The organism is Polycladomyces zharkentensis, assembly GCF_016938855.1.
GTDB classification, from domain to species: domain Bacteria; phylum Bacillota; class Bacilli; order Thermoactinomycetales; family JIR-001; genus Polycladomyces; species Polycladomyces zharkentensis.
The window spans coordinates 125,748-140,958 of the sequence record NZ_JAFHAP010000004.1 but is presented as its reverse complement, the minus strand read 5'-3'; the positions used below and the strand labels follow the sequence as shown (position 1 = coordinate 140,958).

Here is a 15,211-nt window from a genome sequence, read left to right as displayed (position 1 = left end):
GGAGGAGGAACCATACGATGCAAACGACCACGGTGGAGACGCTGGCACAGCGTGCGGAGAAGATCAAACAGGGAGGCGCCGCCAAATATCACGAAAGACTGTCCCGGCAAAACAAACTGTTTGTCCGTAAACGGTTGGAGTTGCTGTTTGACGACGATTTTCAGCTGGAAGACGGATTGTTTGCCAATTGCCTGGACGAATCGCTTCCTGCCGACGGCGTGGTGACGGTAATCGGCAAGGTGAACGGTCAAAGGGTTTGCGTGATGGCCAATGACGCCACGGTAAAGGCCGGGTCATGGGGCGCCCGCACGGTGGAAAAAATCATCCGCATCCAGGAAACTGCCGAACGGTTGCGCATCCCGATGATTTACCTGGTCGATTCCGCCGGCGCCCGGATCACCGACCAGATCGAGATGTTTCCGGGCAGGAGGGGAGCGGGCCGGATCTTTTACAACCAGGTGAAACTGTCAGGAAAGATTCCGCAAGTCTGCGTTCTGTTCGGTCCGTCTGCCGCAGGGGGAGCGTATATCCCGGCATTTTGCGACGTGGTGATCATGGTCGATCAAAACGCCAGCATGTATCTGGGTTCGCCGCGGATGGCCGAAATGGTAATCGGAGAGAAAGTGACGTTGGAAGAAATGGGCGGCGCCCGGATGCACTGCACCGTCAGCGGTTGCGGAGATGTATTGGCCGCCGATGAAGCGGAAGCCATCGCGGCGGCTCGTCGCTATCTGAGCTATTTCCCGGCCAATTATACGCAAAAACCGCCGGCGGCCCAACCGAAATCTCCTTCCGGGAAAGGTCGGCCGGTATCCGAGATTGTACCCGATAACCAAAACACACCGTTTGATATGATGGAGCTGATTGAAACCCTCGTGGATGAGGATTCGTTTTTCGAGATGAAAAAGCTGTTCGCCCGGGAACTGATCACCGGATTTGCGCGTATCAACGGTCGTGTCGTGGGCATCGTCGCCAACCAATCCAAGGTCAAAGGCGGTGTGTTGTTCGTTGATTCGGCCGATAAAGCGGCGCGGTTCATCACGCTGTGCGACGCATTTCACATCCCGCTTGTCTTTCTGGCTGATGTCCCCGGATTTATGATCGGCACACAGGTGGAACGGGCCGGTATCATCCGTCACGGAGCCAAAATGATCGCGGCAATGTCGGAAGCGACTGTGCCGAAAATTTCGATCATTGTGCGCAAGGCCTACGGTGCCGGTTTATACGCGATGGCAGGTCCCGCTTTTGAGCCGGATTGCTGTCTGGCCCTTCCCACTGCACAGATCGCGGTAATGGGTCCGGAAGCGGCGGTCAATGCGGTGTACAGCAACAAGATCGCCGAATTGGAGGAGCCGGAGCGGACCCGATTCATCATGCAGAAACGGGAAGAGTACAAGAAGGACATCGACATCTACCGCTTGGCTTCCGAATTGATCATCGACGGCATCATCGAACCGGACCGATTGCGTGAGGAGTTGATCGACCGTTTGGAAGCGTACGCTGATAAGGAAATGACGTTCAGCGAACGCAAGCACCCGGTTTATCCGGTATAAACGTTTGGAATACGTCCATCAGAGAGGTGGGATTTTAACCACTCACAACTCTGGGTGTACCGTTTTCCCTCTCGCTCTCTTTCGGGCTCAAAGGTCGCTCATTTGGAAAGCGTTGCCCCCTAACGGATTGACCAGACACATTCTAGCTGTGTTGCTACGAAGCGGAGACGGGATCGGAGCCTGCAGATTTTGTTACTCCTGTCCGCCCTAGGTTTGGGCGGCTTTTTTTGTGGTCCCCATCACGGCTGGAGAAATTAGACATTGAGTAGGATGGTCAAGCATGTTCCCTGATAGTAAAATGAAAAAATAATGATTGGCGGAGATGCGGGGGAAAAGGGAGACGGTGATGCGTCTTCAGTCTTCCGTGAATCAATCGGTTAATCGAAAGGAGGGGAGGGCATGCGCATCGGCGTGTGGGGTGGCGGGGCGTTGGGGCTGTTGTGGGCGGCGCGACTGGCTGCATTGTATTCGGAGACGGTATTGGTGACGCGAACACGGAAACAGGCCGATGCTGTCCGAAGTGAAGGAATTCGTGTCATCGGACTGGACGGAAAGGCACGGCGGATGCCGGTGCAGGCGGTGGAATCAGACAGAGTGACCGCCTCGTTTGATGTCATCATGTTAATGGTAAAACAACGCGATTTCACCTCGGCATTTTATCAGGCACTGTCCGTCTGCGCACAGGATGGGGTGATCGTCTGCTGGCAGAACGGTGTGGGCCACGACGCCGTCGTGAAGAAAACCCGTCATACCCAACCGGTTTATGGAGCAGTTACCACCGAAGGAGCTTGGCGAGAGGATATGACAACTGTCCGTCATACCGGCGCCGGGCAGACGTGGATCGGACCGCTTCTGGGAAAACAAGAGGACCATCCGGCTTTGTTGCGGTCGCTCATCGCTCAGGTGGATCACCGGTGGTGTCCGGTTGTGTTGGAGGCTGATATTCAACCCCGCATATGGAAGAAATTAATGATCAACAGTGTGATCAATCCGTTGACAGCTTTGCTGGAAGTGGAAAACGGTGAACTGTTCCGTTTGCCGGACGCCAGGGCGTTGATCCGGGCTGCGCTGGAGGAGGGTGTTGCGGTTGTGCGGGCGATGGGGTATCGGTGGGAGGCTGACGATGTTTTTCATGAGGTAGCGGAGGTTTGTGAAAAGACAGCCACCAACCGTTCCTCGATGTATCAGGATTTGATGCGGGGGCATATGACGGAGGTGGACTGGATCAACGGGGGGATCGTCAAGGAAGGAAAAGCCCGCGGGATCCAGACACCCATTCATGAAACCCTGATGCGATTGGTCCATGCCAAAGAAGCAATAAACCGTCGATAGCGGCCCGATATCGATTTTCCATTTCCATTCATCGTATGATATCATAAGAAATGGATAATGCAGTCAAAATACCTCAATCCACCCGAAAAAAGGTGTGGAGGATCGCGGAAACCGGATGCAAGGGCAATCCCATCAGACTGTACACAACTCTGGCATCATCAAGTCATCAAATGAGAGCGAACATTCATTTCAATATAAGGAAGTTGGGGATCGGCAGGGGCAACACAGGGGGCGATCTTCACCATGCCGACAGCGAAAACGCGCATCGTGGATACATATGTGATCGCGATCTTCCTTAGCACACTGGACATTGAGATCGTGACACCCGTACTATCGTCTATCGCGGCCGACTTTGATCTGACACCCCGGTGGGCTGTATGGATGGTCGCTGTATATTTGGCTGTGTTTTCCATTGCATTGCCGGTGATGGAACTGTGGCCCGTTCGTCAGACGCGTGAGCGTCTGTGGCTGTTGGCCCTGTTTTTGTACGCGGTCGGTTCGTTCGTCGTGAGCATAAGCTCGTCTTGGTTTTTGCTCTTGACCGGGCGCATGCTGCAAGCGTTGGGATCGGGTGGCATGGTTCCTCTGTTTGCTGTTGCGATCCGGCGGTGGATGCAAAAAAGCCGTCCGTATATCCGCATCGGACTCACTTTGCTGTTGGCGGGCGTGCTGGTTGTCCTGCCCCTCTTATCCGGGTGGACGGCCAGCATTTTTCACTGGCGGTGGCTGTTTATTCTGCCCATTCCGCTGGTGATCACACTGTTTTGGGCGGCTCCGCGATCCGCACCGGGATACGGTCGACATTCGCAACCGTTGGATATCATCGGTGTCACCTTTTTCGGATTGATGCTGTTTTTTGCGATGGCGGCCATGGCGATGATGAACCCGGATGAAGGTTGGCAGGCGGTCATCGCGCCTCAGGTGTTGCCGCTGTGGATCATGGCGTTGGGGATGGTGGTCCCGCTGTTTATGGTGGAGAAGCAGGTCGGGGCACCGTTTTTTACACCGACGATCTGGCAGGATCGCCGATTGTTGCTGTTTCATGTGTTCGTCTTTCTGACGGGCTTCTGTTGGTCATCCGTGGTGTTGATTCCGGGATGGATAGGTTTTTTGATGCCGCAAATCGGGAATGCAGAAGGGTGGAGCTTGGCGTTGATCGCGGCTTCCGCCAGCGGCTCCGTGCCGTTGTCGCGCTGGTGGGTATCCCGCAAAGGATGCCATGCCAATTTTACGTTGGGATTCGTGCTGTTGTTTATCGCCGATTGGTTGCTGGCCCGCATCCTGGCACCGTGGACGGTATGGGTCGCACTGGTGTGTTGGGGGGCGGGGTTGGGGTTCACGCTGAGTGCGCCGCTTCACCTGTTGTTGTTGCAATGGCTGCCCTCGCGGCAAGTTCGGGTCGGATTGGTCGCCGCCGGCATGTCGCGTGCAGCGGGTGGGGCACTGGGTTTGATTGCACTGGCGTATGTGTTGGGGCCGGTGGATCCGGACATCTGGTACCGTCATATCGGATCGTTGTATCCGCACTATCCGCGTGCGATGGAGTTGGCGGCAGGTGTTTCGGCGATCGGTTTTTTGTCCACCTTTCTTCTGCCCCGAAAGCCGGAAGAGCGGACGAAATCGGCCGGTTGATCACGGATGGTGGTTACCGGCAGCAGCATTCGTGATATACTTGGAAGCAGTCAAAGGAGAGAAAAGGGGTATCGAATGAGAACGCAAGGCATCCAGTTTAAGCCGGATCACCCAATGGTGGCAGATTATATGAAATGTTCTCCTTCCGTTCGCCCTTTCTACGGGTATGACCCCTTTGCGGAATCATCATTTCGCTTGCGGGCAGAACGGATATTGAGCCGTTCGCGGCCGGTTTCGCGGCAAGCGTTGGTCGATGTGCTGCGGTCGTATCACGGGGATGAGGAGATCCATCCGGCTGTGGAACGAAACTGGAAACGGTTGACCGATCCTGACAGCCTGGTGGTGATCGGTGGCCAGCAGGCCGGCCTGTTGACGGGACCGTTGTATACGATTTACAAGGCGGTCACGTTGATTCAACTGGCCCGACAGGAGGAAGAACGTTTGGGGCGACCCGTGATCCCTGTTTTTTGGATAGCCGGAGAAGACCACGACGTGAATGAAGTGGATCACATTACTCTCCCTTCGCTGGATGAGCACCATCCCTACCGGAGACACCGGTTGCACGTTTCCGTGGAAGGGCGGCCGTCCGTCGGACGGATCGAGATTGAGGGCGCCGCATTGCGGGAATGGTTGGACCAACTGTCCCGCTTGCTTCCTGACACCGAGTACAAACGGGAGGTATTGTCCCGTTTGCATCGGTTGGACGGTAACCGGGTCCAATGGAGCCGGTATTTTGCCAGATTGATGCATGAACTGTTCGGACGGTGGGGATTGTTGCTCGTCGATTCAGCCGACCCCGGACTCCGGCGATTGGAAAAGCCGTTTTTTGAAGAGTTGATCCGGGATCGGGAGGGGTTGGCCGTCACCGCCTGGCGCCAGAAAGAGGCCGTTGAAGCTGCCGGTTATCCGTCACAAGTGGATGTCAATGGCAATCAAGCTCATCTGTTTTTGCACGTGAACGGAAACCGGGAGGCACTCTATCTGGACAATGGGCAGTTTGTCACCAAGGATGGTGCCCATCGATGGACGGCAGAGGCGTTGTTGGATATCGCATGTACGAATCCGGAGCAATTGAGCAACAACGTGATTACCCGCCCGTTGATGCAGGAGTTTTTGTTCCCCACTCTGGCCGTGGTGGTCGGGCCAAGTGAGATCGCCTACTGGGGATTGCTCAAGCCGCTGTTTGAGCGTTACGGGATGGAAATGCCGCCGTTGGTGCCCAGAAGGCACTTTACGTTGGTGGACCGGGCGTCGGCCAAATATCTGTCCCGTTTCTCCCTGACGTGGGAAGACGTTGTCGATCATCTGGAGGAGAAAAAGCGGGCATGGTTGCTCGCGCAACAGACAGTGGATGTGGAGGCGCTGTTTACTGAGGTGCAAACGGCCATCGACCGGATCTACGAGCCGTTGATCGCAGAAATCGGTTCCCTCGGAAAGGATTTGGTTTCCCTGGGAGAGAAAAACAGGAAAAAAGTGCACGAACAGATCCAGTACCTGAAGAAGAAAACAATCCGGGCGATGGAGCGGCGACATGCCGTCGACCTGCGTCAGTGGGATCATTTGGGGCGGATGTTGCTCCCCGGAGGCAAATGGCAGGAACGGGTGTATAACATCGTCTACTTCTGGAATCAATACGGTTTGGAATGGTTGGAGTGGCTGGTGGAACAGCCCCTCCCCGCAGCGGATCGACATTGGCTGGTATACTTGTGAAAGGAATACAGCAAGTACATTGTTGACAAACAGTTGTGACTGGCAATCGTCGCCTTCCGGCTGAGCCAATTCAGGAGGTTGGGATGGGGAGCGGGGGCGGGATACGAGCGATTAACATAACTTGGTTAAAGGGTTTCACCGTCTTGTAACCATACGGCGGACTGGAAGTCGGTCAATGGGAGGCGGGACGGCTGAATGACACATAGATATATCCATATCGAATGATGTAAGGAGGACTGTTTCATGAATGTACGAGAAACGAGTATGGTGAAAGATTTGAGCTTGGCGCCTCAAGGTCGTCTCAAAATCGATTGGGCGCGTGAACACATGCCGGTGTTAAACCGGATTCGCGAAAAATTCATCGCTGAAAAGCCGCTGGCCGGTCAAAAAGTGGCGATCTCGCTTCATTTGGAAGCCAAAACGGCCAACCTGGCGGAAGTGATCCGGGACGCCGGTGCGGAAGTGACGATCACCGGCAGCAACCCGTTGTCGACGCAGGACGACGTGTGTGCGGCATTGGTGGAATCGGGCATTCAAGTGTTTGCCAGATACAACCCGACACCGGAAGAGTACAAGGAGCATCTGATTCGCACCTTGGAAACCCGTCCGGATCTGATTATCGACGACGGCGGGGATCTGGTGGGCATCCTGCACGCCGAACGTCCGGATCTGCTCGATCAAATCAAAGGTGGATGCGAAGAGACGACCACCGGTATCCTGCGCCTGCGCGCATTGGAAAAAGCGGGTGAGTTGAAATTCCCGATGGTGGCGGTAAACGACGCTTATTCCAAATTCCTGTTCGACAACCGGTACGGTACCGGACAATCCGTGTGGGACGGCATCATGCGCACAACCAACCTTGTCGTAGCCGGTAAAACCGTTGTCGTCGTGGGGTACGGCTGGTGCGGCCGCGGGGTGGCCATGCGTGCCAAAGGGTTGGGTGCCCGCGTGATCGTCACCGAGGTGGATGCGATCAAAGCGACTGAAGCGCATATGGACGGCTTCACCGTGATGCCGATGATGGAAGCGGCCAAACACGGCGACATCTTCGTGACGGTAACCGGCAACCGCGCCGTGATCACCGGTGATCATTATCCGCTGTTGAAAAACGGAGCCATCTTGGCCAATGCCGGTCACTTCGATGTGGAGATCGACAAAGTTGCGCTGGAAGAGCAAGCGGTCAGCAAGCGCGTGGTGCGCAAAGACATCGAGGAATTCGTGATGCAAGACGGGCGGAAGCTCTACCTGCTCGGGGAAGGCCGATTGGTCAACCTGGTTGCAGGTGACGGACATCCGGCGGAGATCATGGACATGACGTTTGCCCTGCAAGCCTTGTGCCTGCTTTACGTCCATGACAACCATGAAAAAATCGGTCGTCATGTCATTGACGTTCCGTATCACCTGGACGAACAGGTAGCCCGTTACAAACTGGAATCCTTGGGTGTGCAAATCGACGATCTGACCGAAGCCCAAGAAGAGTATCTGGCCAGTTGGAAAGTGTAAGGGATGACAAAAAATTGAATTGTTATCAAAAAATCCTGCGCTGAGGCGCAGGATTTTTTAGTATGCTCGTGGTATAATTTACAATGTGGTGGAAAGTGGGGGGAAGTGGAGGGAAGGGGGTAGCGAGGGGAGGACGGGTCCATGTTCATGGGTGAATACCGGCATGCCATCGACGAAAAAGGCCGTTTGATCATCCCGTCGAAATTTCGCGAAGAGCTGGGCGCGCCGTTTGTGATCACCCGTGGATTGGACAACTGTCTTTTTGCATACCCTCGGACGGAGTGGAAACAACTAGAGGAGAAACTGAAGTCGCTGCCGTTTACCCGTGCGGATGCGCGCGCGTTTACCCGCTTTTTCTTCTCCGGCGCGATTGAAGCCGAGTTGGACAAGCAGGGGCGGGTAACTCTTCCTGTCAATCTTCGTCAGTATGCCAAATTGGAAAAAGAGTGTGTCGTCATCGGCGTTTCCAACCGAGTGGAAATCTGGAGTGGAGAATCGTGGGAAGCTTACTACGCGGCCTCTGAGGATTCGTTCAACGAAATCGCGGAAAAGCTCGTAGATTTCAATCTGGAATTGTAGGAGAAAAGGATGAACAACTGTGTTTCAACATGAGACCGTGCTCAAACACGAAGCGGTGGAGGGGCTGAATGTTCGGCCGGACGGGGTGTATGTCGACTGTACGCTGGGGGGAGCGGGACATACACGCCTGATTGCGGAACATCTCGGCCCTGCCGGTACCGTGATTGGAATTGATCAGGATGATGCCGCTTTGCAAGCGGCGCATGAACGACTGCGCGACGTGGGATGCAGGGTCCACTTGATCAAGAGCAATTTCCGGCGACTGAAAGAAATATTGGCATCGCTGGGATTGGAGCGAGTGGACGGTATCTTGTTCGACCTCGGTGTTTCTTCGCCGCAGTTGGACAAAGGTGAACGAGGATTCAGCTACCACCATGACGCGCCGTTGGACATGCGGATGGACCCCGAAGCGCCTCTGACCGCCCGGGAAGTGGTCAACACTTGGCCCGAAGCGGAGTTGGCGCGCATTTTGTCTCAATACGGAGAGGAGCGGTTCGCCCGGCGGATCGCCCGGATGATCGTCAACCATCGAAGGGTTTCCCCGATCGAGACGACGGGAGAGTTGGCGGACATCATCAAGGATGCCATCCCCGCACCGGCACGTCGAACGGGGCCACATCCGGCGCGTCGTTCGTTTCAGGCGATTCGCATCGCGGTCAATGACGAGCTGAACGCCTTTCAATCGGCCTTGCAGCAGGCGATTGACGGCTTGAACCCCGGGGGGAGGGTAGCCGTGATCACCTTTCATTCGTTGGAAGACCGGATCTGTAAACGCACGTTTCAAGAGAAAGAAAAACGTTGCGTTTGTCCGCCGGATTTTCCGGTTTGCGTCTGCGGTCAACAACCGGTCCTGCGTGTGATCACCAAAAAACCCATCCTGCCGTCGGAAGAAGAGATCAGAGAAAATCCGCGAGCCCGGTCAGCCAAACTGCGCATCGCGGAGAAATTATAGGAGGGTCAACGATGAAAAAATATCGGGGAAACGTCGCAATGGCCGTTGTGGAGAATCGCCGGCAGAGCACCCGGCAGTCCAAACGCCCCCGAACGGAGCGGGCGCACGGATTGACCACCGGCGAGAAGCTCCTCTATTTGTTGAGTGTGATGGTTTGCGTCGCACTTGCCTCTGTTATCCTCTCCAAATACGCCGAACTGACGGCGCTCAATATATCCGCTCAACAGATGGATCGCCAAATCCGGGAATTGCAGGAGACGAACCAACAGCTGGAAATCCAACAAAAACAATTGTCCAGCGGGGAACGCGCCCGCGAATATGCAAAACAAAAAGGCATGAAGCGGGCGAAGTCTTACAAGACGTTGCCCGTTCCAGGTCAATCTTCCTCCGCCCGGCAACAGAAACCGGTCAACGATGAGGGGTGAAAACGAAGAAACAGATGGAAAAAAACAAAAACAGCCAGTTGCGTTCTCTGGTGATCGGGCTTTTCCTTATCCTGATGTTCATGGTCGTCATCGGGAGACTGTTCTGGATTCAAACCGTGGATGCTACCGATCTTCGCAGAAAGGCGGAAGCCAACTGGCGAATCAACAAGGTGCTTGAACCTCGCCGCGGAACCATCATGGACCGCAACGGCAACGTGCTGGTTCAATCCATGCCCGCCTATGTCATTGCCGCAGACGTGAGTTTGGTGAAAGATCCCCGCGCCTATGCCAAGAAATTATCTCCACTGTTGGGTATTCCCGAGGATAAACTGGTGGCCAAACTGTCCAAGAAAAAAGGTCAGGTCGAATTGCGGGACGGCAACAACTATAAAGTATCCCCACAAACACGCGATCAGATCATGAAGTTGGATCTGGATGGGATTTACTCGTATCCTGCAACGATGCGCGTCTACATGGAAGGTCCTTTGGCGGCGCACGTACTGGGGTTTGTCAATATGGACAATCAAGCGACGGGCGGCGTTGAACAGCGTTATGACTCATTACTTCGCGGTCAGCCCGGAACCTGGTCGTTCCAAAAAGACGCCAACGGATGGAAGCTTTCAGGTGGGGTTGAAACGTTTCAACCGCCACGGGACGGGAAAAATCTGATGCTTACCATCGATAATCGCTTGCAATACGAAGTGGAGCGAATTTTGGAACAAGCGATGCGAAAATATCAAGCCAAAACGGCGACCGCTATCGTGGCTGATCCGAACACCGGCGAGATTCTGGCGATGGCCAATCGTCCCACATTTGATCCGAGTAAATATGCCAAAACATGGAAACCAGGGGTCAATTCGACCAATCTGGCGGTCAGCAATCAGTTTGAACCCGGTTCCACGTTTAAGATCGTGACGTTGGCGGCTGCCATTGAGGAGGGCTTGTTTCATCCCGACGCCATCTTTTCCTCCGGTTCGATCCAGGTAAAGGACCGGGTGATCCGGGATTGGAATGAGACAGGCTGGGGGAACATCCCATTCCGTCAAGGAGTGTACCTGTCGAGTAACGTGGCGTTTGTCAAATTGGGGCAGGCTTTGGGAGTCGATCGTTTGGAAACATATATCGACAAGTTCGGGTTCGGCCGCATTACCGATCGGACAGGACGGAAAACAGGGATCGATTTGCCGGCCGAGGAGCGGGGTATTTTCTACGGTCGGTCGCTGTATCCGTCGGAATTGGCCACTACCGCGTTCGGACAGGGAATCGCCGTGACGCCCATTCAACAAGTGGCGGCGGTATCGGCGATTGCCAACGGCGGAAAATGGGTTCAGCCGCATGTGGTCAGGGCGATCCAAGATCCCGGCCGACAAGGAAGGATGCAAATGATCCAACCGCGGAGCCGAAACGTCGTCACTGGCAGGACCGCCGCACAAGTGAGGCAACTGTTGCGCGGGGTGGTGCAGTACGGCACCGGTAAACAAGCGGATCTGCCCGGCTATGACATCGCCGGAAAAACAGGAACGGCGCAGAAACCCTCTTCCCATGGCGGTTACATTCCGGGAGAATACCTCGTCTCCTTTATCGGATTTGCACCGGCTGATCATCCCAAAGTAGTGATCTACGTCGCAATTGACGCTCCGATCGTTTCCGGTGGTGCCACGGGCGGCGCCGTGGCCGCGCCGATCGCCAAAGAAGTGTTCCAAAAGGCGTTCCAAGTGTTGCACATCCCGCCCCGTACGAAGACCAAAACCGCTTCTTAATCGGTGGGGGACGGGTTTCCGTTGCGTGTCATTCCCTTCAAACGGAGTGGCGTGACCCGCGCCCGCCCCTCGCCTCAAAGCGCACTGTTTTTGCTTCTCTAGCGGGGAGAAAGCCAAAGTAGTGAGAAAACGATCTCTTGCATTGACAGCCATGTTGAAGAGGATTCGACATGGCTTCTTGTCATGTTCTTCCCTTTCCGGGAATAGGTTGTCTCATAGGACATCCTGTTCGGGGAGGGGAACGGATTGCGCATCTCCAGCGCGATGGTCCGCCGCCGGCTGTTTGCGGCATTGATCGTGGTGATCGTTTTGTTTGCGGGATTGTTGGGACGTTTGGCCTATGTACAACTTGTCAAAGGAGATTGGTTGACGGAGCGGGCGGAACAGTTGTGGAACCGAAACATTCCGTTTGAGGCGAAACGGGGGCGCATTTTGGATCGACAGGGAAAAGTGTTGGCTTACAATGTCAGCACACCGTCAGTTATGGCGATTCCGGCCCAAGTGAAGGATCCGGCGGAAACCGCCCGCTTGTTGGCGCGGGTCCTGAAAGCGCCCGAAGAGAGCATCTATCGACAAATCACCAAGCGTTCGCTCACCGTTTGGATCAAAGAAGGGCGCAAAATCTCGGAAGACGCGGCACGGGACATACAGGCGCTGCGCCTGCCGGGGATTGCCGTGACGGAAGACAGCAAGCGCCATTATCCATATGGCGCAATGGCCGCCCATGTGCTGGGATTTGCCGGTATCGACAATCAGGGGCTGGCCGGCTTGGAATTGGAATACGACAAACGTCTCAGCGGGGTGAGAGGGTACGTTTCCTTCAAGGCCAACGCACGGCATGAAAAATTGCCGGGCGGGGTTGAATCGTTCACGCCACCCAAAGATGGCATGGATCTGGTCACCACCATCGATTACTATATTCAGAGCGTGTTGGAGCGGGAAATGGACCAGGCGATGGTACAATATCAACCGGAAAACGTCCTGGCCATTGCGATGGACCCGCGTACGGGCGAAGTGTTGGGCATGGCCAGCAGGCCCACATTCAATCCCGCTCATTATCGGGATGCCGATCCGATGGTTTATAACCGCAACTTACCGATCTGGAAAACATTTGAACCCGGGTCCACTTTCAAAATCATCACGCTGGCTGCGGCGTTGGAAGAGAAAAAGGTCAGCTTGACGGAAGGGTTCACTGATCCCGGTTTTATCAATGTGAGCGGTGCCCGGCTGCGTTGCTGGAAGCATGGCGGGCACGGGCACCAAACCTTTTTGGAAGTGGTGGAAAACTCCTGCAACCCCGGCTTTGTCAATATGGGGCAACGGCTGGGGGAAGAGAAGCTCTTTTCCTACATCCGCAAATTCGGATTTGGTCAAAAAACGGGAATCGATCTGAACGGAGAAGCTAAGGGTATCCTCTTTTCCCCCGAACGGGCAGGGCCGGTGGAAGTGGCGACCACCGCATTCGGCCAAGGAGTTTCAGTGACGCCGATTCAGCAGGTGGCTGCTGTTTCCGCGGCGATTAACGGCGGTTACAAAGTGGTGCCCCATCTGGCCAAGGCATGGTTGGACCCGGAAACGAGCCGGGTGGTGGAACGGGAGGAACCCGGCAAGAAAGAACGCGTCATCTCCGAAGAAACCTCACGCAAGGTGAGAGAGGCACTGGAATATGTCGTCGCCAGGGGAACGGGGAGAAAGGCGTTCGTTGACGGCTACCGCGTCGGCGGGAAAACGGGAACCGCGCAAAAGGTGGGACCTGACGGGCGATATCTGCAAAACAATCACATCGTGTCCTTCATCGGGTTTGCCCCGGCCGATGATCCCCGACTGGTCGTTTACGTGGCGGTGGACAATCCGAAAGGCATCCAGTTTGGCGGAGTGGTCGCTGCACCGATCGTGGGACGCATTTTGGATGATGGTCTGAGATATTTGGGCGTTCCCAAACGGAAAAACCAAGTCTCTCCTGAAAATACGCCTACTTCGGTTTCCTATGTGGAAGTCCCCGATTTGATCGGGGAAAACGTAAGCCAGATCCGCAACAGTTTGTATTCCTTCCCCCTTCTGACGACAGGGCGCGGAACATACGTGGTGGATCAACTCCCGCAACCGGGACAACGGGTCAAAAAGGGTACACCGATCCGTATCTACTTGGGTGACAAATCGGGAAAAGGGGATTAAAATAGGGATGTGCAAAAATCATCATGCCAGGAACTTACCTGGCATTTCTCGTGTCTTTTTCTTTTTTCAGGGTTGTTTCATTTCATCTGGAAAAATCGGAGGAGGAGCGGCTTGATGAAATTAAAAGAGTTGCTCCGGCCGCTCGTCATCGCGAAAGTGGTCGGAAATGCCGACATCGAGATCACGGGGATCGAGACGGATTCCCGCAGGGTACGCCCCGGCCACCTGTTTGTGGCCTTGCGCGGGTTTACCGTGGACGGTCACCGCTTTGTCCGCCAAGCGGTGGAACAGGGAGCCGTTGCCGTGTTGGTGGAGGAGGACGTCGACGTACCCGCTGCGGTGGTGCGTGTACCTGATACCCGTCGGGCGATGGCCGTGCTGGCGGCTGCGTTTTACCGACACCCGACCCGGGAATTGAAGTTGATCGGGGTGACCGGTACCAACGGAAAAACGACCACCGTACATCTGATTCAGCGCATCTTGAACGATTTCGGCACCCCGGCCGGTATGATCGGCACCATCCACATGCAGATCGGCGACCGCACTTACCCGGTTCAAAACACGACGCCGGATGTTGTTGAACTGCAAAAAGGATTCCGCATGATGCGGGATGCCGGATGTGCCTACGCGGTGATCGAGGCATCGTCTCATGCTTTGGATTTGGGAAGAACCAGGGGATGTGAATTTCATTCTGCCGTGTTCACCAACCTGACGCAGGATCATTTGGACTATCACAAAACGATGGAAGAGTACAGGGCGGCCAAAGGCTTGTTGTTCAGCCAGCTGGGCAACCGGTACGAAGATGATCCGGCGGACAACCGGTACGCGATTTTGAATGTGGATGATGAAGCTTCCGCTTACTTCGCCCGCATTACCCCGGCGCAGGTGATCACATACGGCATCGAACAGGCCGCCGACGTGCGCGCCGAACAGATTCGCCAGGGTGCGGACGGTACGCGTTTCGTGTTGCGCACGTTTCGCGGCGATATCGATCTCCACTTGCAATTGGTGGGCAAATTCAACGTCTACAATGCGCTTGCCGCTGCGGCAACAGCATTGGCCGAGGGGATTCCGCTCGAACACATCAAGCGGAGTCTGGAAACTGTTTCCGGTGTCAACGGTCGGTTTGAAAAGGTGGACGAAGGTCAGCCGTTCACCGTGTTGGTGGATTACGCGCACACACCGGACAGTTTGGAAAACGTGCTGAAAACGATTCGTGAATTTGCCGAAGGAAACGTATACTGCGTGGTGGGGTGCGGCGGTGATCGCGACCGGACCAAGCGTCCCATCATGGCAAAGATCGCTGCCACTTATGCGGATGTCGCCCTGTTTACGTCGGACAACCCCCGTACCGAAGATCCGGAGGCGATACTTGCGGACATGGTGGAGGGCGTGAAAGAGATGGCGAAAGACCGGTACGATGTGATCGTCGACCGCCGGGAGGCCATCTTCGAAGCGATCCGTCGGGCGCGTCCGGGTGATGTCGTGTTGATCGCGGGGAAAGGGCATGAAACTTATCAGGAGATCAACGGCGTGCGCCATGATTTTGATGATCGGGAAGTGGCCAGAGAAGCGCTGCGTTCGTGAGAG

Annotated in this window: 11 protein-coding genes; all 11 read left to right on the top strand. The window is 55.2% G+C overall.

The window, feature by feature from the left end; translation table 11 throughout:
- Nucleotides 1-17: 17 nt before the first annotated feature.
- The 11 genes from JQC72_RS02435 to JQC72_RS02385 all read left to right on the top strand — a co-directional run bounded on the left by JQC72_RS02435 (nucleotide 18) and on the right by JQC72_RS02385 (nucleotide 15,208).
- Nucleotides 18-1,553, top strand: coding sequence for an acyl-CoA carboxylase subunit beta (locus tag JQC72_RS02435; protein ID WP_205492527.1), 1,536 nt, complete (start codon nucleotides 18-20; stop codon nucleotides 1,551-1,553).
- 399 nt (nucleotides 1,554-1,952) lie between these two features.
- A complete protein-coding gene (locus tag JQC72_RS02430) occupies nucleotides 1,953-2,885 on the top strand; it encodes a ketopantoate reductase family protein (RefSeq protein WP_205492526.1) in 933 nt (310 codons plus the stop codon).
- A 243-nt stretch (nucleotides 2,886-3,128) separates the two neighbouring features.
- A complete protein-coding gene (locus tag JQC72_RS02425; RefSeq protein WP_205492525.1) occupies nucleotides 3,129-4,517 on the top strand; it encodes an MFS transporter in 1,389 nt (462 codons plus the stop codon).
- Nucleotides 4,518-4,592: 75 nt separating this feature from the next.
- Nucleotides 4,593-6,227 carry a bacillithiol biosynthesis cysteine-adding enzyme BshC gene (gene bshC / locus JQC72_RS02420; protein ID WP_205492524.1) on the top strand — a complete coding sequence of 545 codons (1,635 nt, stop codon included), beginning with the start codon at nucleotides 4,593-4,595 and terminating at the stop codon, nucleotides 6,225-6,227.
- A 243-nt stretch (nucleotides 6,228-6,470) separates the two neighbouring features.
- Complete coding sequence (locus tag JQC72_RS02415) at nucleotides 6,471-7,730, top strand: adenosylhomocysteinase (RefSeq protein ID WP_205492523.1); 1,260 nt, start codon at nucleotides 6,471-6,473, stop codon at nucleotides 7,728-7,730.
- Nucleotides 7,731-7,871: 141 nt separating this feature from the next.
- Nucleotides 7,872-8,309, top strand: a complete 438-nt coding sequence (mraZ, locus tag JQC72_RS02410; protein WP_205492522.1) for a division/cell wall cluster transcriptional repressor MraZ — start codon at nucleotides 7,872-7,874, stop codon at nucleotides 8,307-8,309.
- 19 nt (nucleotides 8,310-8,328) lie between these two features.
- Nucleotides 8,329-9,261, top strand: a complete 933-nt coding sequence (gene rsmH / locus JQC72_RS02405) for a 16S rRNA (cytosine(1402)-N(4))-methyltransferase RsmH (RefSeq protein WP_205492521.1) — start codon at nucleotides 8,329-8,331, stop codon at nucleotides 9,259-9,261.
- A gap of 11 nt (nucleotides 9,262-9,272) precedes the next feature.
- Complete coding sequence (gene ftsL / locus JQC72_RS02400) at nucleotides 9,273-9,686, top strand: cell division protein FtsL (protein ID WP_205492520.1); 414 nt, start codon at nucleotides 9,273-9,275, stop codon at nucleotides 9,684-9,686.
- A gap of 14 nt (nucleotides 9,687-9,700) precedes the next feature.
- Nucleotides 9,701-11,446 carry a peptidoglycan D,D-transpeptidase FtsI family protein gene (locus tag JQC72_RS02395; protein WP_205492519.1) on the top strand — a complete coding sequence of 582 codons (1,746 nt, stop codon included), beginning with the start codon at nucleotides 9,701-9,703 and terminating at the stop codon, nucleotides 11,444-11,446.
- A gap of 246 nt (nucleotides 11,447-11,692) precedes the next feature.
- A complete protein-coding gene (locus JQC72_RS02390; RefSeq protein ID WP_205492518.1) occupies nucleotides 11,693-13,621 on the top strand; it encodes a stage V sporulation protein D in 1,929 nt (642 codons plus the stop codon).
- A gap of 114 nt (nucleotides 13,622-13,735) precedes the next feature.
- Nucleotides 13,736-15,208 (top strand): UDP-N-acetylmuramoyl-L-alanyl-D-glutamate--2,6-diaminopimelate ligase, encoded by a 1,473-nt coding sequence (locus JQC72_RS02385; protein ID WP_205492517.1) that lies wholly within the window; start codon nucleotides 13,736-13,738, stop codon nucleotides 15,206-15,208.
- The last annotated feature ends 3 nt before the right edge of the window (nucleotides 15,209-15,211 follow it).

Bases quoted from the DNA above. Each gene is read 5' to 3' on its own strand.
- JQC72_RS02435 (WP_205492527.1), top strand. From the start codon at position 18: ATGCAAACGACCACGGTGGAGACGCTGGCACAGCGTGCGGAGAAGATC.
- JQC72_RS02430 (WP_205492526.1), top strand. From the start codon at position 1,953: ATGCGCATCGGCGTGTGGGGTGGCGGGGCGTTGGGGCTGTTGTGGGCG.
- JQC72_RS02425 (WP_205492525.1), top strand. From the start codon at position 3,129: ATGCCGACAGCGAAAACGCGCATCGTGGATACATATGTGATCGCGATC.
- bshC (WP_205492524.1), top strand. From the start codon at position 4,593: ATGAGAACGCAAGGCATCCAGTTTAAGCCGGATCACCCAATGGTGGCA.
- JQC72_RS02415 (WP_205492523.1), top strand. From the start codon at position 6,471: ATGAATGTACGAGAAACGAGTATGGTGAAAGATTTGAGCTTGGCGCCT.
- mraZ (WP_205492522.1), top strand. From the start codon at position 7,872: ATGTTCATGGGTGAATACCGGCATGCCATCGACGAAAAAGGCCGTTTG.
- ftsL (WP_205492520.1), top strand. From the start codon at position 9,273: ATGAAAAAATATCGGGGAAACGTCGCAATGGCCGTTGTGGAGAATCGC.
- JQC72_RS02395 (WP_205492519.1), top strand. From the start codon at position 9,701: ATGGAAAAAAACAAAAACAGCCAGTTGCGTTCTCTGGTGATCGGGCTT.
- JQC72_RS02385 (WP_205492517.1), top strand. From the start codon at position 13,736: ATGAAATTAAAAGAGTTGCTCCGGCCGCTCGTCATCGCGAAAGTGGTC.